The sequence below is a fragment of the Pseudomonas sp. HMSC065H01 genome (genome assembly GCF_001815235.1).
Taxonomy (GTDB): Bacteria; Pseudomonadota; Gammaproteobacteria; order Pseudomonadales; family Pseudomonadaceae; genus Pseudomonas; species Pseudomonas aeruginosa.
On sequence record NZ_KV819855.1, the window covers coordinates 297,750 to 320,112 of the forward strand.

Sequence of the window (22,363 nt, forward strand, 5' to 3'; positions counted from 1 at the left end):
TTGCGGCTTTTCCACCCGCCGCGTCAAGGGGCGTAACCCCAAAGGGTGATTGGCCCGCCGGTTCCGCGCTCCTAGAGTCGGCCCATAACCAGCGCCCCGGCAAGGGGCCGCCGCGAGTCTCCGTTACTGCCTCAACTTCAATAACAATCAGAGGACAACGACATGAGCTCTTCCCCCGCGCCCGAAAGTGCGCTGAAACCCACGCTGGGCGTGTTCGACGTGGTCGCCATCACCGTTTCCGCAGTCACTCCCGCCAGTTCCGTCTTCGTCATCGCCCCCTTCGCCATCCAGCAGGCCGGCACCGGCGCTTTCTGGGCCTTCGCCCTGGCCGGGGTGCTGGCGCTGATGTTCGCCTGGTGCTATGCCGAGCTGGGCAGGGCGCACAGCACCGCCGGCGGCGAGTATGTCTACGCCAAGCGGGTGTTCGGCGGCTTGGCCGGCTACGCCACCTTCCTCACGGTGCTGGCGATGCTGCTGTTCATCCCGCCGGTGCTCGCCACCGGCGCGGCGACTTACCTGAACGCTGCCCTCGGCACCCACTTCGATGCGCAGACCGTGGCCCTGGCGATCGTTGCCTTCAGCTACCTGCTGGGCATCCTCAACATCCGCGTCAACGCCTGGGTCACGGGTACCTGCCTGCTGCTGGAAGTGGCGGCGCTGCTGGTGATCGTCGGCCTCGGTTTCGGCCATGCACAGCAACCGGCGAGCGTCCTTCTGCAGCCGCAGGTAGTCGGCGACGGCGGGCTGCTGGCGATCGCACCCTGGGCATTGGTGATCGGAGCGGTCGGTACCGCGCTGTTCTCCTACAACGGTTTCGGCGGCGCGGTGCTGCTCGCCGAGGACATGAAGGACGGCGGTCACAGCGTGCATCGCGCGGTGCTCTGGTCGCTGGCGCTGGTAGTACTGATCGAGATCGTCCCGCTCGCCGCGCTGCTGATCGGCGCGCCGTCGCTCCCGGCGATGCTCGCCAGCCCCGACCCGATCGGCTACCTGTTGAACAGCCATGGCAACGAGACGCTGTCGCGCCTGGTCAGCGCCGGGATCTTCCTCTCGGTGTTCAACGCCATCGTCGCCATCGTCATCCAGAGCGCCCGGGTGATCTTCAGCAGCGGTCGCGACGCGCTCTGGATGCCGGCGTTGAACCGTGCCTTCACCCGTATCCATCCGCGCTGGGAATCGCCCTGGCTGGCCACGCTGTTCCTCGCCATTCCCTCGGCGGCGCTGAGCTTCAGCTCCAACCTGGCCGAACTGACCTCGTTCACCGTGTTGCTGATCGTCATGGTCTACCTGATCGTCGCCCTCTGCGCGCTGTTCAGCCGGGTGCTGCGGCGCGACCGCGAGCATCCCTACCGGATGCCGCTGTGGCCGCTGCCGGCGCTGCTGGCGGTGAGCGGCGCGGGATACCTGCTGCTCAACCTGTTCCTGGCGGCCTCGGCCAGGGACGTGATGATCATTGTCGGACTGCTGGCGGTGTCGGTGATTCTCTACTGCACCTACGGCAAGCTCAGTCCGGCGTTCCAGAAGCTTTGAAACAGGAGTCCGCATGCGCGCTCGACAACTTGGCATCACCCTCGGCCTGGGCACTCCCGGCCCGTTCAACGCGATCACCGACGTTCCCGGCGTGCGCGTCGGCCACAGCACCCTGAACCAGCGGATCGACGGCAGGCAGGTTCGCACCGGCGTCACCCTGGTCCAGCCGCGCGCCGGTGCGGCGCGCCTGCAACCCTGCTTCGCCGGCTGCCATGTGCTCAACGGCAACGGCGACGCCACGGGCCTGGAGTGGATCCGCGAAGCCGGCCTGCTGACCACCCCGATCGCCATCACCAATACCCACAGCGTCGGCGCGGTGCGCGACGCGCTGATCGCCGAGGAGCGCGCCGAACTCGGCGACAGCGGGCTGTACTGGTGCATGCCGGTGGTGATGGAGACCTTCGACGGCCTGCTCAACGATATCTGGGGCCAGCATGTCGGCGCCCGCCAGGTCGGCGAGGCGCTGGCCTGCGCCGAGTCCGGACCGGTCCGCGAAGGTTCGGTGGGCGGCGGTACCGGGATGATCTGTCACGAGTTCAAGGGTGGCATCGGTAGCGCATCGCGGCGGCTTCCGGCGGAGCAGGGCGGCTGGACGGTGGGCGCGCTGGTCCAGGCCAACCACGGCCAGCGCCGCGAGCTGCGGGTCGACGGCTATCCTGTCGGCCGCCGGTTGGGCGACATCCCCTCGCCGTTCAGCGAGGAAGGCACCCCGGGTATGGGCTCCATCGTGGTGATCCTGGCCACCGATGCGCCGCTGTTGCCGCACCAGTGCCAGCGCCTGGCGCAGCGCGCCTCGATCGGCGTCGCGCGCACCGGCGGCGGTACCGAGGACTCCAGCGGCGACGTGTTCCTCGCTTTCGCCACCGGCAACCAGGACCTGCCGCCAGCCGACTATGCGCGCAAGGACCTGCCGCAGAGCACGCCGCTGCGGATGCTCAACAACGACCACATCTCGCCGCTGTTCGCCGCGGCGGCGGAGGCGGTGGAAGAAGCCATCGTCAACGTGCTGCTGGCCGGCGAGGACATGCGCACCGAGGACGGCCGGCTGGTGCCGGCGCTGAAGGGGGAGAGGCTCCTGGCGGCGCTGCGCGAGACCGGCTGGCCGGGACGCTGAAAGCGGCTCAGCGCCAGCCGCGGGTGCGCGCCACCGCTTCGCTGAAACGCACCTGCCAGCGCCGGGCGGTGCCGGCGTCGACCCGCGGCTGGAACTCCGTGCGAGTGTTGCGCGGCTCCGCCAGTTCGTGGCCGAGGCCACGTGCGGCAAGGGCGGCGCAACCGAAGGCGGTGAGTTCGTCGAAGCGCTGGGTGACGATGCGCCGTTGCAGGCTGTCGGCGAGGAACTGGGCGAAGTAGGGGCTGCGCGCCAGGCCGCCGTCGATGGACAGGCGGTCGGTGACCTTCAGGTAGCCGTCCATCGCCTGGATCACCTCGGCGCTGCGCAGCACCACGCCTTCGAGCAGGGCCTGGCAGAGGTCCTCGCGGCGGGTGCCGGCGTCCATTCCCAGCCACATCGCGCCGGCGCTGCGGTCCCAGTGCGGGCATGCGAGTCCCGACAGGGCCGGGACGAAGGCCAGGCCGCGCTCGATGGCCGGCGGCCGGTCGAAGCCGGCCAGTTCCGAGAAGTCGCTGAACAGGCCGAGACGCCCGGCCCACTCGACCGCGGCGCTGGCGTCGTAGACCCCGCCGTCCATGGCGTACACCGGTTTGCCATCGATCTGCCAGGCGATGGTGGCGAGCAGGCCTGTCTCCGGCGAGCGGATGATCCGCTCGCCGCTGAGAGTCAGGGCGAAGGCGCCGGTGCCGAAGGTGATCTTCGCATCACCGGGCTGGCGGCAGCCGTGACCGTAGAGCGAGGCCTGCTGGTCGACCACCGAGGCCGTCAGCGGGGTGTTGCCGATCACCCCGAAATGGCCGACGGTATCGCGGATTTCCGGCAGGCACTCGATCGGCACGCCGAACAGGGCGCACAGGTCGGGGTCCCAGCGGCCCTCGGCGAGGTTCATCAATGCGGTACGCGAGGCGGTGGTGACGTCGGTGGCGAAGGTTCCGCACAAGCGGTCGAGAAACCAGGCATCGCTGGTTCCCAGGCGCAGGCGGCCTGCCTTCAAAGCCCGGCGAGCGGCAGGAAGGTGCTCGACGATCCAGCCCAGCTTGCTGGCCGAGAAATAGGCATCGAGCGGCAGGCCGCTGCGTTCCAGGACCAGCGCCTCGGCGCCGCTGGCGCGTAGACGCTCGATGTGCGGGGTGGTGCGGTTGTCCTGCCAGACGATCAGCGGCGACAACGGCTCGCCGCTGCGGGCGTCCCAGGCCATGCAGCTTTCGCCCTGGTTGGCGAGGCCGATGGCGTCGACCCGGCCGCTGGCCTCCAGGCAGCGTTGCAGGTTGGCCAGCAGTTCCAGCGGATCGTGCTCGACCCAGCCGGACTGCGGATGATGTTGCTGGTGACGCAGCGCCAACTGAATATCGGCGCTGCCGTCCTGGCTGGCAACCAGCACGCGGGTACTGGTGGTTCCCTGGTCGAGGGCGGCGATTCGCATGGTCGGTTCTCTTCGCGGGTTCAGTGGCCGGAGGTGAGGAAGGCGACTTCCAGGCGTCGGGTGTCCGGCGGTAGGCGCAGGGCGGCCAGCGGCACCAGCAGGCGGCGTTCCGGCAGGCAGGACAGGGCGCGCTCCCACACCGGGCGACCATCGGCCAGTATCCGCAGGCGGCCGCTGGCGGCCTCGCTTACGCGTAGCTGCAGATGCGCCAGGCCGGGTGTCGGGTCGGCCAGCAGCCGCTGCGGCACGCACAGCTTGAGCGGACCGCTGCAATCGATGGCGATACCGGGCGCGGCGACCGGCAGTTCGGCCCGCAGGTCGGCGGCCAGCAGGCCGGCTATCCTTCGTCCCTCGCGGAACGACCAGCCGGCGGTCTCGATCGGCCGGAGCAGGTTGCCGGCGGCGAAATAGGTGGGGTCGGAGCAGCGGCCGAACTGATCGATGCGCGGGCCGCCGCTGGCCGGGTCCAGTTCCAGGTGGCTGAGGCGGACCAGGCTCGATTCGGGAACGAAGCGTCCGCTGAGGAGGATGCCGTCGCAGGCGATCCGTTCGACCCGCCCGTCGCCCAGGCGTACCCGCGCCGCCTCGACCCGGCCGCGGCCTTCGATCTCCAGCAGCTCGCTGGAGAAGTGCATCGGTACTCCGCACAGCCTGGGAAACAACGATAGCGGCCAACGCGCAGTGGCCCGTGCGTTGCGTTCGAGCATGGCCACCGGGCGGATGCCGGCACGCCGGCAACTCATCACGGCGGACAGGCTGACCAACTCGGTGCCGACGATCAGCGGCCGTTCGAACGGCTTCAGGCCTTGCAGATAGAGATAGGCTTGCAGCGCGCCGGTATTGATCACGCCCAGTGGCCGGTCGCCGCCCAGCAGGCGCGCCGAGCGCGGCGTCTCGCGTGCGCCGGTGGCCAGCAGCACGCGTGTCGCGCGCAGACTGCGCGGGCCTTCGGGGGTGGCCAGTTGCAGCAGACCGGCGGCGGCGAGAGCGACCACGCTATGGCGCAGGCGGATATCCACCCCGGCCCGTTCAGCCTGTTCGACGTTACGCAGCGCGTAGGCCGGGCCGGTCAACAGGCGGCCGTGCTCGCGCAGGCCGAACGGCGGATGCGCGCAATGCCGGGGTATACCGCCGGCCTCGCCGTCGCGCTCCAGCACGCAGACCCGGGCGACGCCCTGGCGGCGTAGTTCGATGGCGGCCGCCAATCCGGCGGGACCGCTGCCGACGATGGCGACGTCGACCTGTTCAGTGATGCTCATGGCAACTCCCGGTGGCGAGGGGCTGGGCGAGGCGGCCGGCGCTCAGCTCGGCGACCCGCGCGTTGCAGTAGAAACCCTGGCAGCGTCCCATGCAGGCGCGGGTGCGACGCTTCAGGCCGCCGAAGTCGCCGGCTGGCAGCGGGCCTTCCAGGGCGGCGAGGATTTCCCGGCGGGTGACCATCTCGCAGTGGCAGACGATCTCGTCGTAGCCGGGACGCTGCCAGTCGCGCGGCAGGTGTTCGGCGAGGTTCGGTACCTGCGGCCAGAGCGGCTCGCGAACCGCTTCGTGGAAGCGCTCGCCCTGGTAGAGACGATAGACGTGGCGTGCGATGCCCAGCGCCGCGGTGAGACCGGTGGAACGGATGCCGCCGACACTGATCCAGTTGCGTCCGTCGACCTGGCGGATGCGGTATTCCTTCTTTTCGCTGGCCGGTCGCAATCCTGCGTAGGTGGCGGTGACCGGCATGCCGCGCAGGCCGGGGATCCGCTCGACGGCGGCGTCGATCAGTCGCTGCAGGGTGTCGCTGTCGACCCGTGCCTGTTCGCGGTCGTCCTGTTCCTCGGCGGTGGGGCCGGCGAGCAGGTTGCCGAAGACAGTACGGGTGAATACCACCCCCTTGGTCCGCTCGTTGGGTACCGGTAGCAGGATGTGCCGCAGCAGCGCCGCGGCGGCCTTGTCGAAGACCACGAACTGGCCCTTGCGCGGATGGATGGCGAAGCTCGCCGCGCCGAGCAGGCGCTGTTCCAGTTGGTCACCGAAGAGTCCGGCGCAGTTGATTACCTGGCGCGCGCGCAGATCGCCGCGGCGGGTATGCAACAGCCATTCGCCGCCGTCGAAGGCGCCGTCCAGCACTTCGACGTCGAAACAGGCCTCGGCGCCATGGGCCAGCGCCTGTTGCAGATAGGCGAGCGGCGCGGACCAAGGGTCGACCAGATGTTCCCCGGGGACCCGCACCGCGCCGAGCACGTTGCCGGCCAACTGCGGCTCCAGCGCCAGGACCTCGTCGCGACCGACCTGGCGGACGTCATCGACACCGTTGCCGTGGGCCTGCTCGACGATAGCCGGCAGGCGCGCCAGATCCTCGTCGCTCCATGCCGCCACCAGGGCGCCGGTTTCCAGCAGCGGCAGGTTGAGGCGCGCATGGATGTCGCGGTATTCGCGATAGCCCTCCTGCATGCAGACCAGTTCGATGCTGCCGGGCGGCGCGTCGAAACCGGTATGGAGGATCGCGCTGTTGCCCTTGCTGGCACCGGAGAGGATGTCGGTGCTTTTTTCCAGCAGGACCACCCGCGCACCTTCCAGGGCGAAGCGGCGGGCCATGGCGCAACCCACCACGCCAGCGCCGATCACTGCAACGTCGAAGATCGCGGTCTTTGTCGCAAGCGGCTCAGTCATCGTTTCTGCCTGTTTCTTTTGGTATCAGTTTGCTTTTTGACCGTAACACTGATTTTTCACACAGAATTCTATGTGAAATTTGTTGTTTTAATGTGGCAACTGAAAGAGAAACAGTCAATCGATTAATCGACGGGCAGCCACCGGCACAGCCCCGGCCTGTCTCCGGGGCTGCGCGCGAGGGGAGTCAGGCCTGCGGGGTGCGCAGGGGGGCTTCGTGGACTTCCACCCGCGCCTGTTGCAGGGCTTCCCAGAGTTCCCCGGTAGGCTTGCGGTCGACCACCAGGCGGTTGATCCGGCTCAGCGGGAAGACCTGGAACAGGGCGCGCCGGCCGAGCTTCGAGGAGTCGGCGATAACCGTCAGTTGGCGGGCCTGGGCGATCATGGCACGGGCGATCTCGGCTTCCTCGATGGAAAAATCCATGGCGCCATCGCCGTTTAGCGCGCCGACGGTGATCACCGCATGCTCGGCGTTGAACCGGGCGATCTGCTCGATGGCCAGGGCGCCGACGTTCTGTTCGGATTCCGGGCGGTACTCGCCGCCGATCATGAATGCACGGTTGCCGGAGGCGCCGACGCTGCCGGCGATCAACAGCGAGTTGGTGATCACCGTCAGATGGCTCTGGCGCGCCAGTTCGCGGGCGAACAGCAGGGTGGTGGTGCCGGTGTCGATGAAGATGCTGTCACCGGGCCCGAACAGGCCGGCGGCGTAGCGGGCGACTGCGCGTTTTTCCTGGGCGTGCTCGTTCATTCGCGTCTGGAAGGCGTTCTCGTGCTCGCCGCTGGGCGGCAGGGCGGCCCCTCCGTGGAATTTGCTGACCAGGCCTTGTTCGGCCAGCGCGGCGAGGTCGCGGCGAATGGTTTCCTGAGAGGTGGAAAGGGTCCGCGCCAGTTCGTCCACCGAGATCCGCTCGCGCTGGCGCAGCAATTCGAGAATGTGGCGGCGGCGTTCCTCGGGGCGCATCGTGTTCTCCCATGGGCCGCATCCTGGTGCGGCGATTGTTACCGTGAATCGCCCGGTAGCGCCTGGCGGCGCTGGGCGGAAGGGGGCGGGGCGAGGCTTTGCGCAGGCCCGGCGGAAAATCCCACAGGTCCGTAAGGCAGGTACGCTCTTGGATTGGCCGCCTACTTGACCGTATGGGTGACCAATTTAGGTAAAACGAACCTTCAAATCAACACGAAAACCAAATTGTGGCACGCGAAATGCGAGTGTTCGCTTCGGCGGAGCGACCGGCGTGGCCGGCCTCCCGACCAGACAACCAGAAGAACGCATCCCGCTACGGGAGCCTGCCGAGGGGAGAACGACGCAGATGGCCGAGTTCGGAAACTATGTGATTTACCTGATCATGCTGGGTGCGGTACTTGGCGCGCTGGCTTCCATCCTGCGCCCGGAAAGCGGTCTGGGCCGCGAGTTCGTCAACGGCATCCACGCCATCGGTCCGGTGTTCCTCGCCCAGGCCGGCATCATGGTAGCCATTCCCTATCTGTCGAAGGCGATTTCCCATGCCCTCGGCCCGTTCTTCCAGACCCTCGGTTCCGACGTATCCATCGCCGCGCTGTCGATCATCGCGGTGGACATGGGCGGCTACCAGTTGGCCGATGCCCTGACCGCCAACCGCGACATGTGGATTACTGCCATGCTGGTGGGCTACACCTCCGGCGCGACCATCGTCTACCTGATCCCGGTCGGCCTGACCATGCTCGAGCGCAAGGACCACAAGTACCTGGCGCTGGGGGCGATGGCCGGGTTGATCAGCATTCCGTTCGCGGTGCTGGCGGCGTTGCTGCTGATTACCCTCAACCACATCCCGGTGCGCGAACTGGTATCGACCGGTTCGCCGGCCCTGCACTACCTGTCGCTGGACTTCCTCGACATGCTTCGGCTGCTGGCGCCGCTGTTCGTCTTCTGCTTCCTGCTGGCCGCCGGCCTGAAGTACCGGGCGACGGCGATGGTCACCGGGTTCCTGGTATTCGGCAAGGTGATGGACGCGTTCATCAAGATGGCCCTGGCGCTTTCCATCGTCCAGCACTTCACCGGAGTCTTCACCAAGGTCTTCGGCGGCTGGGGCTTCGACCCGATGTTCGCCGACGAGAAAGAGTTGTTCCGCGCCATCGAGATCGCTGGCTACATCGGCATCATGCTGGCCGGGACCTTCCCCATCTGCTACCTGTTCCAGCGCTACTGCAAGCGCCCGATGGCGGTCCTCGGCCGTTACCTGGGGCTGTCCCAGCCGGGCGCCACCGCCTTTGTCATGGTACTGGCGAACATCATCGCCACCTACCACCTGTTCAAATACATGAATGCTCGCGACAAGGTGCTTTGCGTGGCCCTGGGCGTCTGCGCCCAGGCCACCATCGGCGATCACCTGGCATTCACCGCCAACTTCCAGCCGACGCTGATCCTGCCGATCCTGCTCGGCAAATTGTTCGGCGGCCTGCTGGCGGTATTCATCGCCATCCGCATCTCGGTGCCTGCCGCCGAGCGCTATGCGCGGCAGGAGCAGGAGCATGACGAGGCGGAAAAAAGCGCCCTGCACGCAGCCTGAAACATCCCCCGACGAGCGCCGCGAGCCATCGCGGCGTCGCTTTCCGCAACGAGGTAACCATGCGCAAGATATTCCTAGCCTGTCCCTACAGCCATGCCGACGCCGAGGTGGTCGAGCAGCGCTTCCGTGCCTGCAACGAGGTCGCGGCGACCATCGTCCGCGCCGGCCACGTGGTATTCAGCCAGGTCTCCATGTCCCACCCGATCAACCTGTGCCTGGCCGAGCTCGACCGCGCGGCGATCGGCAGGTTGTGGGCGCCGGTGGACGCCTTCTACATGGATCACCTGGAAGAGCTGATCGTCCTCGACCTGCCGGGCTGGCGAGACAGCGCCGGCATCCGCCGCGAGATGGAGTTCTTCGAGGCCGGCGGACAGCGGGTCAGCCTCTGGTCCGAGGTGGAGCACGAGTTTCGCTGAGGCGGCAGTGGCTGAACTGCAAGCCGAATGAAAAAGCCGGAAGCGCGAGCGCTTCCGGCTTTTTCGTCAAGCGGCGAGGGATCAGTTGGGGCTGTAGATCTGGTCGAATACGCCGCCGTCGATGAAGTGGGTCTTCTGCACGCTGCGCCAGTCGCCGAAGGTCTTCTCCACCGAGAAGAAGTCGACTTTCGGGAAGCGGTCGGCGAACTTGGCGAGGATCTCCGGGTTGCGCGGGCGCAGGTAGTTGTTGGCGGCGATGGTCTGGCCCTCGTCCGACCACAGGTACTTCAGGTAGGCCTCGGCCTGGGCGCGGCTGCCTTTCTTCTCGACCACCTTGTCGACCACCGCCACGGGGGGCTCGGCCTCGGCGGACACGCTCGGGTAGACCACCTCGAAGCCGCCTCGGCCGAATTCGCGGGCGATCATCTCGGCTTCGTTCTCGAAGGTCACCAGTACGTCGCCGATCTGGTTCTGCATGAAGGTAGTGGTGGCGGCGCGGCCGCCGGTGTCGAGCACCGGTACCTGCTTGAACAGCTTGCCGACGAATTCCTTGGCCTTGTTCTCGTCACCGCCGTTCTTCAGCACGTAGCCCCAGGCGGAGAGATAGGTGTAGCGGCCATTGCCGGAGGTCTTGGGGTTCGGCACCACTACCTGGACGCCGTCCTTGAGCAGGTCCGGCCAGTCCTTCAGGGCCTTGGGGTTGCCCTTGCGAACGATGAACACGGTGGCCGAGGTGAACGGCGCGCTGTTGTTCGGCAGGCGGGTCGCCCAGTCCTTCGGCACCAGGCCGCCGTTGTCGGCGAGGGCGTCGATGTCGGTGGCCTGGTTCATGGTGATGACGTCGGCGGGCAGACCGTCGATCACCGAGCGCGCCTGCTTGCTGGAACCGCCATGGGACATCTGGATGGTGATGTTCTCGCCTTTCTCCGCTTTCCAGTATTTCTGGAAGGCCGGGTTGTATTCCTTGTAGAAGTCGCGCATCACGTCGTAGGAGACGTTGAGCAGGGGCTGGGCGGCGTGAGCGGCGCCGCCGAGCGCCAGGCCGGCGGCCAGCAGGGAGGCGCTGAACAGTCGTTTCACAGGGCAGTTCCTTTGAGCATGTTGTAGTGGCTCGACTATAACGTCGGGTTATATGCAGGGTAAATATCAAAAACTGCTTTGCTTATTACCCGCTCGAGCCTATGCCGCGGCCGGCGCTTTGGCCAGCGCTAGTCGAGGCCGCTGACCGCCAGGTCCTTGGGATACTCCACGCTGAACTTCAGGGTGGCGCTGCGTTTCTCGCCGGGTTGCAGGGTCCAGTCCCACTTCAGCTTGCCGTCGTCCTCGCGCTTGACTTCCTGCGCCTTGGGTTCCAGCAAGGTGACATGGATCTGCTCGTTGCGCGAGACCGGCAACTGGTCCTCGAACTGCACGCGTTCGGCGTTCTTGTGGTTGTTGCGCACGTCGATGCGGAATTCGTAGTTGACCCGCGTGCGGTTGCCGATCAGGCCGCTGCTGTCGGTATAGCGCTTGACCAGCTTGCGTTCGATGCCGATGCCCTCGTCGGCGCCCAGTGCCAGTTCGAAGCTCTCGCCGGGCATCACCCCGCGCAGATGGCCGCTGGCGACGAAGCTGTTGCCGAGAAAGGTATTCAGGGTGCCGGGGAGCAGCGGGTAGTCGCTGTCGTTGCGGGTCTCCGCCTCCAGGTAGGCGGTTTCGCGCAGGGCCGGGGCCGCCAGATAGCGCAGCTTGGCCGGCATTTCCAGGCGGGCGATGGTGACCTTCTGCGCGCTGCCGTCGCTGTTCAGGGTCGCCGGCACGGGGATGTGGAAAGAGGCGCTGGCGGCGCCGCTGCTGACCTCCGCGGTGGCGAGCCGCGCCTCGGCCAGCTTCGGCGCCGGGGCCGGCATGGCCATCTTCGCCGAGGTCCTGGCGATGGGAGCGGCTTGCGGCATCGGCGCCGGAACGTCCTGCATGGCCATCTCGGCACCGTAGTAGGCGTTGGGCGCGTCGATGTCGACGATCCAGGGATTCAGCCGCGGTACGTTGCCGCCCAGGGCCGGACGGGCGGTGGAGAGTGTCAGGTCGACGTCGGTCCAGTCTTCGCCGCTGCTCTGCCGGACCAGGCCCTGGTAGGTCAGTTCGATGGTCTTCGCGCCGTCGCGCAGGCGTGCGTCGTAGGTCGGCTGCCAGGAGGCGTCGCGCAGGGTGTAGTCGAGCTTCACCTCGACCTGTGCCGGTTGCTCCAGGGCGACCCGCAGGACCGCGCGCTTGAAGCGCTTGCCGTCGCCGTTGAGGGTGCCGCGCTGCTCCTGCAACTGCTGCTTGCGCTGTTCCAGTTCGGCGGCGCGGTCGTCCAGCTGGCGCTGCTCGGCGAGCAGGCGTTCGAGGTTGCCTTCGGTCAGTTGCAGCAGGCTTTTCAGCTCGTCGATGCCGGGCATGGGGCGATCCTTGCCGGGCTGGGTGCTGCCGCTCTGGATGTCGGCGAGGAACTTCTTCTGCGCTTCGAGCACGCTGCCGCGGTCATGGATTTCCCGTAGTTGCCGGTCTATCTCGCGCAGTTGCTGGTCGAGCTGCTGCACACGATTGTCGTCCGGGCGCTCGACCCGTTGCGCGGCGCTGCTGACGTCGAGCAGGGTGGCGGCGGCGCTGGCGCCGAGGGACGCGCGCAGGCTGGTGTCGTCGAGCTGGAAGGGCAGTTGCTCCAGGGCGATCTCATGCTGGCCCTTGGGCAATTGCAGGCGGGCGGTGCGGGTGACCACGGCACGGTCGGCGTAGACGGTGACGGCGCTGATGCGGCTGTCGACCGCTTGTGGCGCGGCCAGCAACGGAGCGCTGGCGAACAGGCCGGCGAACAGGAGCGGAGAGGCGGCGAGTCGATTCACGATATCTCTTCCTTGGGCGGATGGAGGGGCGAGGAACCCGTGCGTGCGGTCCCTTCCTGCTGCCTGAGACGCAAGCGCGGCGAAAGACGGGTTAAGCGGCGCGAAGAAATTTTCCCGTGCGGCTCAGGCCGGCTGTTCCAGGCGCTCCAGGGCACCGCGCAGGTTGGCGCGGGCGGCGGCCTCCCAGCGTTGCCGCAGCGGTTCGCAGTGGTACAGCGCCGGTTGCTCCAGCAACTGGCGCAGCAACTTGCCGCGCCCGGCGCGGAACAGCGGTTCCGGCACCCAGGCGTATTCGGCGCGGACGTCCGCCTCGTAGCGCGCGTAGACCGGCGCCGGCGCGGCGAGGATGGCGAGGTCGATATCCACCACCAGGGCTGCGTCGGCGTCTCCCGGCGGCGCCTGGTGACAGGTGGCCATGATCAGTTCGCGCAGAGCCGGCCGCAGCGCCGCCAGCCCGGCCTGGTCGAGCCAGTGCTCGGTGCTGGCGGCGCTGGCGGCCTCGTTGTCCTGGCGCTGGGTGTCGTAGACCAGGTCGTGGGTCCACAACGCCAGCTCCACCAGGTCCGGCCGCAGCGCCAGTTGGCGCCAGCGGTCGAAGTGCTCCAGGCAGGCGAGGATGTGGCGATCGCTGTGGTAGTGCCGGTCGGCCCCGCCATAGGCCGCCAGCAGCGCGTCGAAGGCATCCGCCGGCGGGTTGCCGCCGAGTCGCTGCCAGAGGGCGTCCCAGCGCTGCCGGTCAAGACTTCCCATGGCTGTCTTCCTCGCGAGGGAACAACGGGTTGCCGCAGCGGCAGCAGAATGCCGCCTGCACTTCGTGGGTCGCCTTGCGGCACACCGGGCAATCCCGCTGCAACAGGTTGGCCGGGTCCTGGCGCATCGCGGTGGCGAGTTCGGCGGTGAAGATCCCGGTGGGCACCGCGATGATCGAGTAGCCGGTGAGCATCACCAGGCTGGCGATGGCCTGGCCGAGCGGGGTCTTCGGGGTGATGTCGCCGAAGCCGACCGTGGTCAGGGTGACGATCGCCCAGTAGATGCCGCGGGGGATGCTGGTGAAACCGTGCTCCGGGCCTTCGACCACGTACATCAGCGCGCCGAACACGGTGACCAGGGTCATCACGGTGAGGAAGAACACGATGATCTTCTGCTTGCTGCCGCGCAGGGCGGTGAGCAGGAAATTGGCCTGGCTCAGGTACTGGCGCAGCTTGAGCACGCGGAAGATCCGCAGCATGCGTATCACCCGGACGATCAGCAGGTACTGGGCGTCGGGGTAGAGCAGGGCGAGGAAGCCGGGGAGGATCGCCAGCAGGTCGACCAGGCCGTAGAAGCTGAAGGCATAGCGCAGCGGCTTGGGCGAGCAGTACAGGCGCAGCAGGTATTCCACCAGGAAGATGCCGGTGAAGCCCCATTCGATGTAGGCCAGCAGGTCGCCGTAGTCCTGGTGGATTTCGTCGATGCTGTCGATCATCACTACCAGCAGGCTGGCCAGGATCACCAGCAGCAGCGCGCTGTCGAAGCGCCGGCCGTCGCGGGTGTCGGTCTGGAAGATGACGATGTAGAGGCGTTCGCGCCAGCTGTCGGGTGCGCTCATCGTGGCTCCTGATGATGGATGCGGCACCTTACCAGACTAGCCCGCCGGCGCCAGCGTTCCCCCGCTCAGGAGCGTCGCCGGCCGAGGCGCGCGCCGAGGCTGCCGGCCAGGCGCAGGTACAGGCGCTCGCCGCCGATGCAAAGCAGGCAGGCGAGGATGAACGGTGCGGTCAGCGCCGGCAGGCCGAGCAGGCCGAACAGCGGTTGCAGCGCCACCGCCAGGCCCATGCCGAGCAGTGGCGGCCAGACGCTGCGGTAGCGCAAGGCCAGGGCCAGCCCGGCAAGGGCGGCGTTCAGGCCGTAGAACCCGGCGAGCGCGCTCGCCCAGTCGTAGCCCAGCAACCAGGCCAGCGGCAGGCTGGCCGCGGCGCCGGCGAGGGCCCAGGCGGCGGAGGGACGCGAGACCAGCAGCAGGCCGAGCCAGACCAGCAGCCCTGCCAGCGGTTCACCAAGGAAGATGATCTCGCCGATCCCCAGCGTTAGCGCCGCCAGCTCCGCCGTGCCGCTCCAGGCGCAGCTGAAGCAGCCGCCATGGGCCGCCGGGGCCAGGCCTAGCCAGGCGCCGAGGGGCGCCAGCCACCAGCCGTTGAGGACGAAGCCCAGGGTATAGGGCGGAAGCCAGCGGCGTCGGCGCAGCCCATGCAGGAACAGGCGCTGCAACGCCACGCTGGCCAGGCAGCCGAGCGCTACCAGCGACACCAGCCCCGGCGACCAGGCGAAGCGGAATGCCAGCAGCATGCCGATCAGCACGGCGTTGTAGCCGTACAGCCCGGCCTCGATGTCGCTGTCGGCGCAGTGCAACAGGCGCGCCAGCAACGGGCCGAGGGCGCCGCCAAGGAGGGCGCCGGTGAGCAGCGGCGGCGCGCCGACGGCGATCGCCAGCAGACAGGCCAGGCCCAGGCGTGGGTCGCCCTGGAGGAACACCTGGCTGATGCCGCGCAGGAGGATTCGGGATGCATTGAGGAGAGATTGCAGGGGCATGGCGGTCAGTGCGGCAAGGGCCGCTCGGCAGGCACGGAGATGCCAGGCCTGCGCGAGGGGCGGGGGTGGTCATTGTAGGGTCTGGCGCGGAGGCGACGCACCCCGGACGAGAAGGCCAGGCGAGGGTCATGCATGCAGGGCGTTCCAAGAAGAAAAAAAGACCTCCGGCAGGAGTTGAACCGGAGGCCTTGAATGTCCATGGCCTGCATGGGAGTGCGCGAGGGAGGCCATGGTCCGACAAGAAGGTCTTTCCCGGATGGATGGAGACGCGGCCCCGTATTTCCGGCCCCATCCATCCGAGAGAGACAAGGGTGGCCCGACCCGCATGCCCGGGGGGACGGCGCGAGCCGGACCGAACTCGTTGCTTCAGAGATCTCCCAGCGGCGGCGCCACGGTCTCGATGCGCAGCATGTTGGTCGAGCCGGGGCGACCGAACGGCACGCCAGCGGTGACCACCACGGTGTCGCCGCGGCGCGCCATGCGCTGGGCCAGGGCGATGTCGAGGGCGGTCGAGCAGATCTCGTCGACGTGCGCCAGTTGCTCGTTGACCACCGAATACACGCCCCAGGCCACGGTCAGTCGCCGCGCGGTGCGCAGGTTCGGGGTCAGGCTGAGGATCGGCGCCTTGGGCCGCTCGCGGGCGGCGCGCAGGGTCGAGTTGCCCGACTCGGTGTAGTTCACCAGCACCGCCACCGGGAGGATCCGGCTGACCCGGCGGATCGCGCAGCTGATCGCATCGGAGACGGTAGCGTCGGGCTGCGGACGGTTGGCCTCGAGCTGGACGTGGTAGTCCGGCTCGGCCTCCACCTGGCGGACGATCTTCGCCATCATCTCTACCGCCTCGCGAGGGTATTGTCCGGAAGCGGTTTCCGCCGAGAGCATCACCGCGTCGGCGCCGGCGCCCACCGCGGTGGCTACGTCGGTCACCTCGGCGCGGGTCGGGGCGGGGGAGAAGCGCATCGACTCGAGCATCTGGGTGGCCACCACCACCGGCTTGCCGAGCTGGCGGCAGACCTGGACGATGCGTTTCTGGATGCCCGGCACGCTCTCCGCCGGCACCTCTACGCCGAGGTCGCCGCGCGCCACCATGATCGCGTCGGCGCGCTCGGCGATCGCCTCGATGGCGCTCACCGCGCTGGGCTTCTCGATCTTGGCCATGAGGAAGGCCTTGTCGCCGATCAGCCCACGGGCCTCGTCGATGTCCTCCGGGCGTTGCACGAAGGACAGCGCCACCCAGTCGACCCCCAGTTCCAGGCCGAAGGCCAGGTCGCGGCGGTCCTTGTCGGTCAGCGGGCTGAGTTGCAGCACCGCTTCCGGCACGTTGACGCCCTTGCGATCGGACAGCTCGCCACCCACCGCCACGCGGGTCTCGATGGCGTCGCTGTGGCAGTTGACCACTTCCAGGCGGATCTTGCCGTCGTCCAGCAGCAGGCTCATGCCCGGTTCCAGGGCATGGATGATCTCCGGATGCGGCAGGTTGACCCGCCGCTCGTCGCCGGGGGCGTCGCTGAGGTCGAGGGTGAAGGTCTGCCCACGCTGCAATTGCACGGCACCGGCGGCGAAGCGGCCGACTCGCAGCTTCGGACCCTGCAGGTCCATGAGCACGCCGATCGGGTAGTTCAGCTCCGCTTCCACCTCGCGCACCCAGGCGAAGCGCTGCGCGTGATCGGCGTAGTCGCCGTGGCTGAAGTTCAGGCGGAACAGGTTGGCGCCGGCCTCCACCAGGGCACGGATATCGTCGCGGCTGCGGGTGGCCGGGCCGAGGGTGGCGAGGATCTTGGCTTTCTTGTCGGCTGTCATGTCAGGACTCGAGGATGAGAATGGCGCGGAAGTCGTTCACGTTGGTGCGGGTCGGTCCGGTCACCAGCAGGTCGCCGAGGGCCTGGAAATAGCCGTAGCCGTTGTTGTCGTCGAGCTCGTCGCGGATCTTCAGCCCGGCCTTTTCGCCGCGCGCATGGGAGCAGGGCGTCATCAGCGCGCCGGCGTTGTCTTCCGAGCCGTCGATGCCGTCGGTGTCGCCGGCCAGGGCCCAGATGTTCGGTTCGCCCTTGAGCTCGGCGGTGAGGCTGAGGAGGAACTCGGCGTTGCGTCCGCCGCGACCGTTGCCGCGCACGGTGACGGTGGTCTCGCCGCCGGAGAGGATCACGCAGGGCGCCGCCAGCGGCTGGCCGTGCTTGCGGATCTGCCGGGCGATGCCGGCGTGGACCTTGGCGACTTCCCGCGCCTCGCCCTCCAGGTCGCCGAGGATCAGCGTCGAGAAGCCGGCCGCGCGGCACTTCACCGCTGCTGCGTCGAGGGCGTTCTGTGGCGTGGCGATCAACTGGAAGTGGCTGCGCGCCAGGCACGGGTCGTCGGGCTTGACGGTTTCCGAGCGCGGGTCGGCGAGCCAGTCGAGGACGTTCTGCGGCACGTCGATGGCGTAGCGCCTGAGGATCGCCAGGGCATCGGCGGAGGTGGTCGGGTCGCCGACGCTGGGGCCGGAGGCGATCACCGTGGCCTCGTCGCCGGGAACGTCGGAAATCGCGTAGGTATAGACGCTGGCCGGCCAGCAGGCCTTGGCCAGGCGACCGCCCTTGATCGCCGAGAGGTGCTTGCGCACGCAGTTCATCTCGCCGATGGCGGCGCCGGACTTGAGCAGCGCCTTGTTCACCGCCTGCTTGTCCGCCAGGCCGATGCCTTCGGCAGGCAGCGAAAGCAGTGCGGAGCCGCCGCCGGAGAGAAGGAAGATCACCCGGTCGCTCTCGTTCAGGCCGCTGATCAGTTCCAGCACGCGACGGGCGACGCGCTCGCCGGCGTCGTCGGGCACCGGATGGGAGGCTTCCACCACCTCGATGCGACTGCATTGCGCGCCGTAGCGGTAAGGCGCCACTACCAGGCCCTGGATCTCGCCCTGCCAGTGCTTCTCCACCACTTCGGCCATGGCTCCGGCGGCCTTGCCGGCACCGATGACGATGGCGCGCCCGCTGCGATCTTCCGGCAGGTGGTCGGCCAGCACCTGGTAGGGATGGCCGGCTGCCACCGCGGTATTGAACAGCTCGGTGAGAAAGGCGCGTGGATCGGTACTCATGACAGGCTCCGAATTTCTTGTTGTCGTGCCGCCGGTCGGGCCGGCGGTCGCAGCGTCGTCGACGCTTCCATTCCGCAGCACCCGCGCCGGCGGGAACTGGGGAATGGAAGCGAGGCGCCCGGACGCAGAGGCCGTGAATCTCCCGGCCGGGCGTTCGCTTCCTTTACCCCGCCTTGTGGGCGGGGAAGGAAGAGGGCGGCGGCGAACACCGGAGTTCGCCGACCGTTCCTCTCCCCGAGCCCTTCGAAAAGGGGTTCGTCGCTCCGCGCGGGGTGACGGCCCGCGCGGACTGCGGATCACTCGTCGCGGATCGAGAAGTTGGCCATGTGCTCCAGGCCCTTGATCAGCGCCGAGTGGTCCCAGTTACTGCCGCCGATGGCCGCGCAGGTGCTGAACACCTGCTGGGCGTTGGCGGTGTTGGGTAGGTTCAGGTTCAGCTCGCGGGCGCCGGCCAGGGCCAGGTTTAGGTCCTTCTGGTGCAGGCTGATGCGGAAGCCCGGGTCGAAGGTGCCCTTGACCATGCGTTCGCCGTGTACCTCGAGGATCCGCGAGGAGGCGAAGCCACCCATCAGCGCCTCGCGCACCTTGGCCGGATCGGCGCCGTTGCGGGCGGCGAACAGCAGGGCCTCGGCGACCGCCTGGATGTTCAGCGCGACGATGATCTGGTTGGCCACCTTGGCGGTCTGGCCGTCGCCGTTGCCGCCGACGCGGGTGATGTTCTTGCCCATCGCCTGGAACAGCGGCAGGGCGCGTTCGAAGGTGTTCGGGCAGCCGCCGACCATGATGCTCAGGGTCGCCGCCTTGGCGCCGACCTCGCCGCCGGAGACCGGGGCGTCCAGGTACTGCGCGCCGGTAGCCTTGATCTTCTCGGCGAAGCCCTTGGTGGCGGTGGGGGAGATCGAACTCATGTCGATCACCACCTTGTTCGGGCCGACGCCCTCGGCGATACCGTCCTTGCGGAACAGCACATCCTCGACCTGCGGGGTGTCCGGCACCATGACGATGATGAACTCGGCTTCCTGGGCCACTTCCTTCGGGTTGGCCAGGGCAATGGCGCCGGCCTCCAGCAGGTCGGCCGGAGCGGCGTCGTGGTGGGTGGAAAGGAACAGGCTGTGGCCGGCCTTCTGCAGGTTCTGCGCCATGGGCTTGCCCATGATTCCGGTGCCGATGAATCCGATCTTGGCCATGAGAGTGTCTCCTGGTTCTGTCTGTCGAGTGGCTCCGCGCAGGGAGGCGGGAGCGTCTTGTTCGTGGGTGCGGATCAGACGACGTTGTGCGTCTTCATCCAGCCGAGGCCGGCTTCGGTGGTGGTGGCCGGCTTGTACTCGCAGCCGATCCAGCCCTGGTAGCCGATGCGGTCCAGGTGCTCGAAGAGGAAGCGGTAGTTGATCTCGCCGGTGCCCGGTTCGTGGCGGCCGGGGTTGTCGGCGAGTTGCACGTGGTTGATCGCCGCCAACTGGTTTTCCAGGGTGCGGGCCAGGTCGCCTTCCATGATCTGCATGTGATAGATGTCGTATTGCAGGAACAGGTTGGCGCTGCCGACCTTGTCGCGGATCTCCAGGGCCTGGCGGGTGTTCTGCAGGTAGAAGCCGGGGATGTCGAGGGTGTTGATCATCTCCATGACCAGGCGGATGCCTGCGGCTTCCAGCTTGTCGGCGGCGTAGCGCAGGTTGTCGACGAAGGTCTTCTCGACGCTGGCGCAGTCGTGCCCCTGCGGCCGGATCCCGGCGAGGCAGTTCACCTGGCGGTTGCCCAGCACCCTGGCGTAGGCGATGGCCTTGTCGACCCCCTCGCGGAACTCCTGGACCCGATCCGGGTGGCAGGCGATGCCGCGCTCGCCCTTGGCCCAGTCGCCGGCCGGCAGGTTGAACAGCACCTGCTCCAGGCCGTTGGCTTCCAGGCGGGCCTTGATCGCCTCGGCCTCGACGTCATAGGGGAAGAGGTACTCGACGCCGGCGAAGCCGGCCTTGGCGGCGGCGTCGAAGCGTTCGAGGAAATCCACCTCGGTGAACAGCATGGACAGGTTGGCGCAGAAACGGGGCATGTCTTGCTCCTATCGTTCGGTCAAACGTTCGGGAGGCCTTTCGCCGGGGGCGGGGTGCCGCACGCACCGTCCGCGCCTCCGGGAAAGGCCGGCGATCAGTCGAGCAGCGAGATGGCGGTCGGCGCGTCGGCGCCTTTCTCGGCCAGTTCCTCGAACTCGTTGATGGCGTTGATCTCGGTACCCATGGAGATGTTGGTGATGCGCTCCAGGATCACCTCGACCACCACCGGCACCTGGTGCTGCTGCATCAGTTCGCGGGCCTTGGCCAGGGCGGCGCCGATCTCGTTCGGGTCGAACACCCGGATCGCCTTGCAGCCCAGGCCCTCGACCACCGCGACGTGGTCGACGCCGTAGCCTTCCAGCTCGGGGGCGTTGATGTTGTCGAAGGCCAGCTGCACGCAATAGTCCATGTCGAAGCCGCGCTGCGCCTGGCGGATCAGGCCCAGGTAGGAGTTGTTCACTAGTACGTGGATATAGGGCAGCTTGAACTGCGCGCCGACCGCCAGTTCCTCGATCATGAACTGGAAGTCGTAGTCGCCGGAGAGCGCCACCACCTGGCGGCTCGGGTCGGCCTTGACCACCCCCAGCGCGGCGGGAATGGTCCAGCCCAGCGGGCCGGCCTGGCCGCAGTTGATCCAGTGGCGCGGCTGGTAGACATGGAGGAACTGTGCGCCGGCGATCTGCGACAGGCCGATGGTGCTGACGTAGCAGGCATCCTTGCCGAAGAACTCGTTCATCTCTTCGTAGACGCGCTGCGGTTTCACCGGCACGTTGTCGAAGTGGGTCTTGCGCTGCAGCGTGCGTTTGCGCTGCTGGCAGCTTTCCAGCCAGGCGGCGCGCGACTTCAGCTTGCCGGCGGCCTTCCATTCGCGGGCCACTTCGAGGAATGCGTCGAGGGCGGCGCCGGCGTCGGAGACGATGCCCAGGTCGGGCATGAACACCCGGCCGATCTGGGTCGGTTCGATGTCGACATGGATGAAGCGGCGACCTTCGGTATAGACCTCGACGCTGCCGGTGTGGCGGTTGGCCCAGCGGTTGCCGATGCCGAGCACCAGGTCGGATTCCAGCAGGGTGGCGTTGCCGTAGCGGTGCGAGGTCTGCAGGCCGACCATGCCGGCCATCTGCGGGTGGTCGTCGGGGATTACGCCCCAGCCCATCAGGGTCGGGATCACCGGGATGCCGGTCAGCTCGGCGAATTCGCGGAAGCGCTCGGCGGCGTCGGCGTTGAAGATGCCGCCGCCGGCCACCAGCAGCGGGCGCTCTGCTTCGTCGAGCATGGCCAGGACCTTCTCGGCCTGGACCCGGGTGGCCTTCGGCTTGCTCACCGGGAGGGGCTCGTAGGCGTCGATGTCGAACTCGATCTCGGCCATCTGTACGTCGAACGGCAGGTCGATCAGTACCGGGCCGGGCCGGTCGCTGCGCATCAGCTGGAAGGCCTTCTGGAATACATAGGGGACCTGGGCCGGTTCCAGCACGGTGGTCGCCCACTTGGCCACCGGCGCGGCGATGCTGGAGATGTCGACCGCCTGGAAGTCTTCCTTGTGCAGGCGGGCGCGCGGTGCCTGGCCGGTAATGCAGAGAATCGGGATGGAGTCGGCGGAGGCGGAGTAGAGGCCGGTGATCATGTCGGTGCCGGCAGGGCCGGAGGTGCCGATGCAGACGCCGATGTTGCCGGCCTTGGTACGGGTGTAGCCCTCGGCCATGTGCGAGGCGCCTTCGACGTGACGGGCCAGGACATGGTCGATGCCGCCGATCTTCTTCAGCGCGGCGTACATGGGGTTGATCGCGGCACCGGGGACGCCGAACGCGGTATCCACGCCTTCGCGGCGCATCACCAGTACGGCGGCTTCGATTGCTCTCATTCTGGCCATCGTTTTGTTCCTCGTTCTTATACTAATTGTGTACAAAAGTTGGAACGATTCTAGGCAGAGGGGGAGCGCAAGGTCAAGATGGGTTGTATACGCTGGAAAAAGTCGCTGAAATCAATTTTTCCATAATAAAAACAATGAATTACAATTTTTGTTAGCTGGCTTATAAAACCAGCGTTTGAAAAAATGTATACAAAATTATGTTCATATTGTTCTGGAATGTTGCTTTCGTAGGGCCGGTCGGCTACTAGATTGGGTACAAATTTTCGAA

General features: G+C 67.4%; 18 protein-coding genes. 4 read left to right on the plus strand and 14 right to left on the minus strand.

Going from position 1 to position 22,363, the window contains the following annotated elements; all coding sequences use genetic code 11:
- Positions 1 to 162: 162 nt before the first annotated feature.
- Together HMPREF3014_RS07045 and HMPREF3014_RS07050 are read left to right on the plus strand one after the other, a co-directional pair.
- A complete protein-coding gene (locus HMPREF3014_RS07045) occupies positions 163 to 1,530 on the plus strand; it encodes an APC family permease (protein ID WP_003110692.1) in 1,368 nt (455 codons plus the stop codon).
- Positions 1,531 to 1,543: 13 nt separating this feature from the next.
- Entirely contained in the window at positions 1,544 to 2,644 is a 1,101-nt protein-coding gene (locus HMPREF3014_RS07050; protein WP_003145095.1) for a DmpA family aminopeptidase, read from the plus strand.
- 7 nt (positions 2,645 to 2,651) lie between these two features.
- Here the strand turns inward: HMPREF3014_RS07050 and HMPREF3014_RS07055 are convergent, their stop codons facing one another.
- From HMPREF3014_RS07055 to HMPREF3014_RS07070, 4 genes are all read right to left on the minus strand, one after another.
- The gene (locus HMPREF3014_RS07055; RefSeq protein WP_003114294.1) at positions 2,652 to 4,067 is read right to left on the minus strand and encodes a glycerol kinase; all 1,416 of its coding nucleotides are present in this window, start codon (positions 4,065 to 4,067) and stop codon (positions 2,652 to 2,654) included.
- Positions 4,068 to 4,087: 20 nt separating this feature from the next.
- The gene (locus HMPREF3014_RS07060) at positions 4,088 to 5,326 is read right to left on the minus strand and encodes an NAD(P)/FAD-dependent oxidoreductase (RefSeq protein WP_023087613.1); all 1,239 of its coding nucleotides are present in this window, start codon (positions 5,324 to 5,326) and stop codon (positions 4,088 to 4,090) included.
- Positions 5,313 to 6,722, minus strand: coding sequence for an NAD(P)/FAD-dependent oxidoreductase (locus HMPREF3014_RS07065; protein WP_023087612.1), 1,410 nt, complete (start codon positions 6,720 to 6,722; stop codon positions 5,313 to 5,315). Before HMPREF3014_RS07065 ends, HMPREF3014_RS07060 begins: the two co-directional genes overlap by 14 nt.
- A gap of 184 nt (positions 6,723 to 6,906) precedes the next feature.
- A complete protein-coding gene (locus HMPREF3014_RS07070; RefSeq protein WP_003083169.1) occupies positions 6,907 to 7,683 on the minus strand; it encodes a DeoR/GlpR family DNA-binding transcription regulator in 777 nt (258 codons plus the stop codon).
- A 346-nt stretch (positions 7,684 to 8,029) separates the two neighbouring features.
- Here HMPREF3014_RS07070 and eutH point away from each other — a divergent pair, with 346 nt between their 5' ends.
- Positions 8,030 to 9,265 carry an ethanolamine utilization protein EutH gene (gene eutH / locus HMPREF3014_RS07075; protein ID WP_003083171.1) on the plus strand — a complete coding sequence of 412 codons (1,236 nt, stop codon included), beginning with the start codon at positions 8,030 to 8,032 and terminating at the stop codon, positions 9,263 to 9,265.
- A 59-nt stretch (positions 9,266 to 9,324) separates the two neighbouring features.
- A complete protein-coding gene (locus HMPREF3014_RS07080) occupies positions 9,325 to 9,681 on the plus strand; it encodes a DUF1937 family protein (RefSeq protein ID WP_003083172.1) in 357 nt (118 codons plus the stop codon).
- 81 nt (positions 9,682 to 9,762) lie between these two features.
- Here the strand turns inward: HMPREF3014_RS07080 and HMPREF3014_RS07085 are convergent, their stop codons facing one another.
- From HMPREF3014_RS07085 to gcl, 10 genes are all read right to left on the minus strand, one after another.
- Positions 9,763 to 10,761 carry a sulfate ABC transporter substrate-binding protein gene (locus HMPREF3014_RS07085; RefSeq protein WP_003087175.1) on the minus strand — a complete coding sequence of 333 codons (999 nt, stop codon included), beginning with the start codon at positions 10,759 to 10,761 and terminating at the stop codon, positions 9,763 to 9,765.
- Between the two features lie 128 nt (positions 10,762 to 10,889).
- A complete protein-coding gene (muiA, locus tag HMPREF3014_RS07090) occupies positions 10,890 to 12,545 on the minus strand; it encodes a mucoidy inhibitor MuiA (protein WP_023087611.1) in 1,656 nt (551 codons plus the stop codon).
- A gap of 123 nt (positions 12,546 to 12,668) precedes the next feature.
- On the minus strand, positions 12,669 to 13,295 hold the full coding sequence (locus HMPREF3014_RS07095; protein ID WP_003122930.1) for an HD domain-containing protein: 627 nt from the start codon (positions 13,293 to 13,295) through the stop codon (positions 12,669 to 12,671).
- Positions 13,282 to 14,133 (minus strand): ion transporter, encoded by an 852-nt coding sequence (locus HMPREF3014_RS07100; RefSeq protein WP_009876171.1) that lies wholly within the window; start codon positions 14,131 to 14,133, stop codon positions 13,282 to 13,284. The genes HMPREF3014_RS07095 and HMPREF3014_RS07100 overlap by 14 nt, the downstream gene beginning before the upstream one ends.
- A gap of 65 nt (positions 14,134 to 14,198) precedes the next feature.
- Positions 14,199 to 15,113, minus strand: coding sequence for an urea transporter (locus tag HMPREF3014_RS07105; protein ID WP_023087610.1), 915 nt, complete (start codon positions 15,111 to 15,113; stop codon positions 14,199 to 14,201).
- A gap of 366 nt (positions 15,114 to 15,479) precedes the next feature.
- Positions 15,480 to 16,913 carry a pyruvate kinase gene (pyk, locus tag HMPREF3014_RS07110; protein WP_003159951.1) on the minus strand — a complete coding sequence of 478 codons (1,434 nt, stop codon included), beginning with the start codon at positions 16,911 to 16,913 and terminating at the stop codon, positions 15,480 to 15,482.
- 1 nt (position 16,914) lies between these two features.
- Positions 16,915 to 18,180 (minus strand): glycerate kinase type-2 family protein, encoded by a 1,266-nt coding sequence (locus HMPREF3014_RS07115; protein WP_015503184.1) that lies wholly within the window; start codon positions 18,178 to 18,180, stop codon positions 16,915 to 16,917.
- A gap of 296 nt (positions 18,181 to 18,476) precedes the next feature.
- On the minus strand, positions 18,477 to 19,367 hold the full coding sequence (locus HMPREF3014_RS07120; RefSeq protein ID WP_003087180.1) for a 2-hydroxy-3-oxopropionate reductase: 891 nt from the start codon (positions 19,365 to 19,367) through the stop codon (positions 18,477 to 18,479).
- Between the two features lie 74 nt (positions 19,368 to 19,441).
- Positions 19,442 to 20,224, minus strand: coding sequence for a hydroxypyruvate isomerase (gene hyi, locus HMPREF3014_RS07125; protein WP_003087181.1), 783 nt, complete (start codon positions 20,222 to 20,224; stop codon positions 19,442 to 19,444).
- A gap of 95 nt (positions 20,225 to 20,319) precedes the next feature.
- Positions 20,320 to 22,095 (minus strand): glyoxylate carboligase, encoded by a 1,776-nt coding sequence (gene gcl, locus HMPREF3014_RS07130; protein ID WP_003114301.1) that lies wholly within the window; start codon positions 22,093 to 22,095, stop codon positions 20,320 to 20,322.
- Between the last annotated feature and the right edge of the window lie 268 nt (positions 22,096 to 22,363).

Bases quoted from the DNA above. Each gene is read 5' to 3' on its own strand.
- HMPREF3014_RS07045 (WP_003110692.1), top strand. From the start codon at position 163: ATGAGCTCTTCCCCCGCGCCCGAAAGTGCGCTGAAACCCACGCTGGGC.
- HMPREF3014_RS07050 (WP_003145095.1), top strand. From the start codon at position 1,544: ATGCGCGCTCGACAACTTGGCATCACCCTCGGCCTGGGCACTCCCGGC.
- HMPREF3014_RS07055 (WP_003114294.1), bottom strand. From the start codon at position 4,067: ATGCGAATCGCCGCCCTCGACCAGGGAACCACCAGTACCCGCGTGCTG.
- HMPREF3014_RS07060 (WP_023087613.1), bottom strand. From the start codon at position 5,326: ATGAGCATCACTGAACAGGTCGACGTCGCCATCGTCGGCAGCGGTCCC.
- HMPREF3014_RS07065 (WP_023087612.1), bottom strand. From the start codon at position 6,722: ATGACTGAGCCGCTTGCGACAAAGACCGCGATCTTCGACGTTGCAGTG.
- HMPREF3014_RS07070 (WP_003083169.1), bottom strand. From the start codon at position 7,683: ATGCGCCCCGAGGAACGCCGCCGCCACATTCTCGAATTGCTGCGCCAG.
- eutH (WP_003083171.1), top strand. From the start codon at position 8,030: ATGGCCGAGTTCGGAAACTATGTGATTTACCTGATCATGCTGGGTGCG.
- HMPREF3014_RS07080 (WP_003083172.1), top strand. From the start codon at position 9,325: ATGCGCAAGATATTCCTAGCCTGTCCCTACAGCCATGCCGACGCCGAG.
- HMPREF3014_RS07095 (WP_003122930.1), bottom strand. From the start codon at position 13,295: ATGGGAAGTCTTGACCGGCAGCGCTGGGACGCCCTCTGGCAGCGACTC.
- HMPREF3014_RS07100 (WP_009876171.1), bottom strand. From the start codon at position 14,133: ATGAGCGCACCCGACAGCTGGCGCGAACGCCTCTACATCGTCATCTTC.
- HMPREF3014_RS07105 (WP_023087610.1), bottom strand. From the start codon at position 15,113: ATGCCCCTGCAATCTCTCCTCAATGCATCCCGAATCCTCCTGCGCGGC.
- pyk (WP_003159951.1), bottom strand. From the start codon at position 16,913: ATGACAGCCGACAAGAAAGCCAAGATCCTCGCCACCCTCGGCCCGGCC.
- HMPREF3014_RS07115 (WP_015503184.1), bottom strand. From the start codon at position 18,180: ATGAGTACCGATCCACGCGCCTTTCTCACCGAGCTGTTCAATACCGCG.
- HMPREF3014_RS07120 (WP_003087180.1), bottom strand. From the start codon at position 19,367: ATGGCCAAGATCGGATTCATCGGCACCGGAATCATGGGCAAGCCCATG.
- hyi (WP_003087181.1), bottom strand. From the start codon at position 20,224: ATGCCCCGTTTCTGCGCCAACCTGTCCATGCTGTTCACCGAGGTGGAT.
- gcl (WP_003114301.1), bottom strand. From the start codon at position 22,095: ATGGCCAGAATGAGAGCAATCGAAGCCGCCGTACTGGTGATGCGCCGC.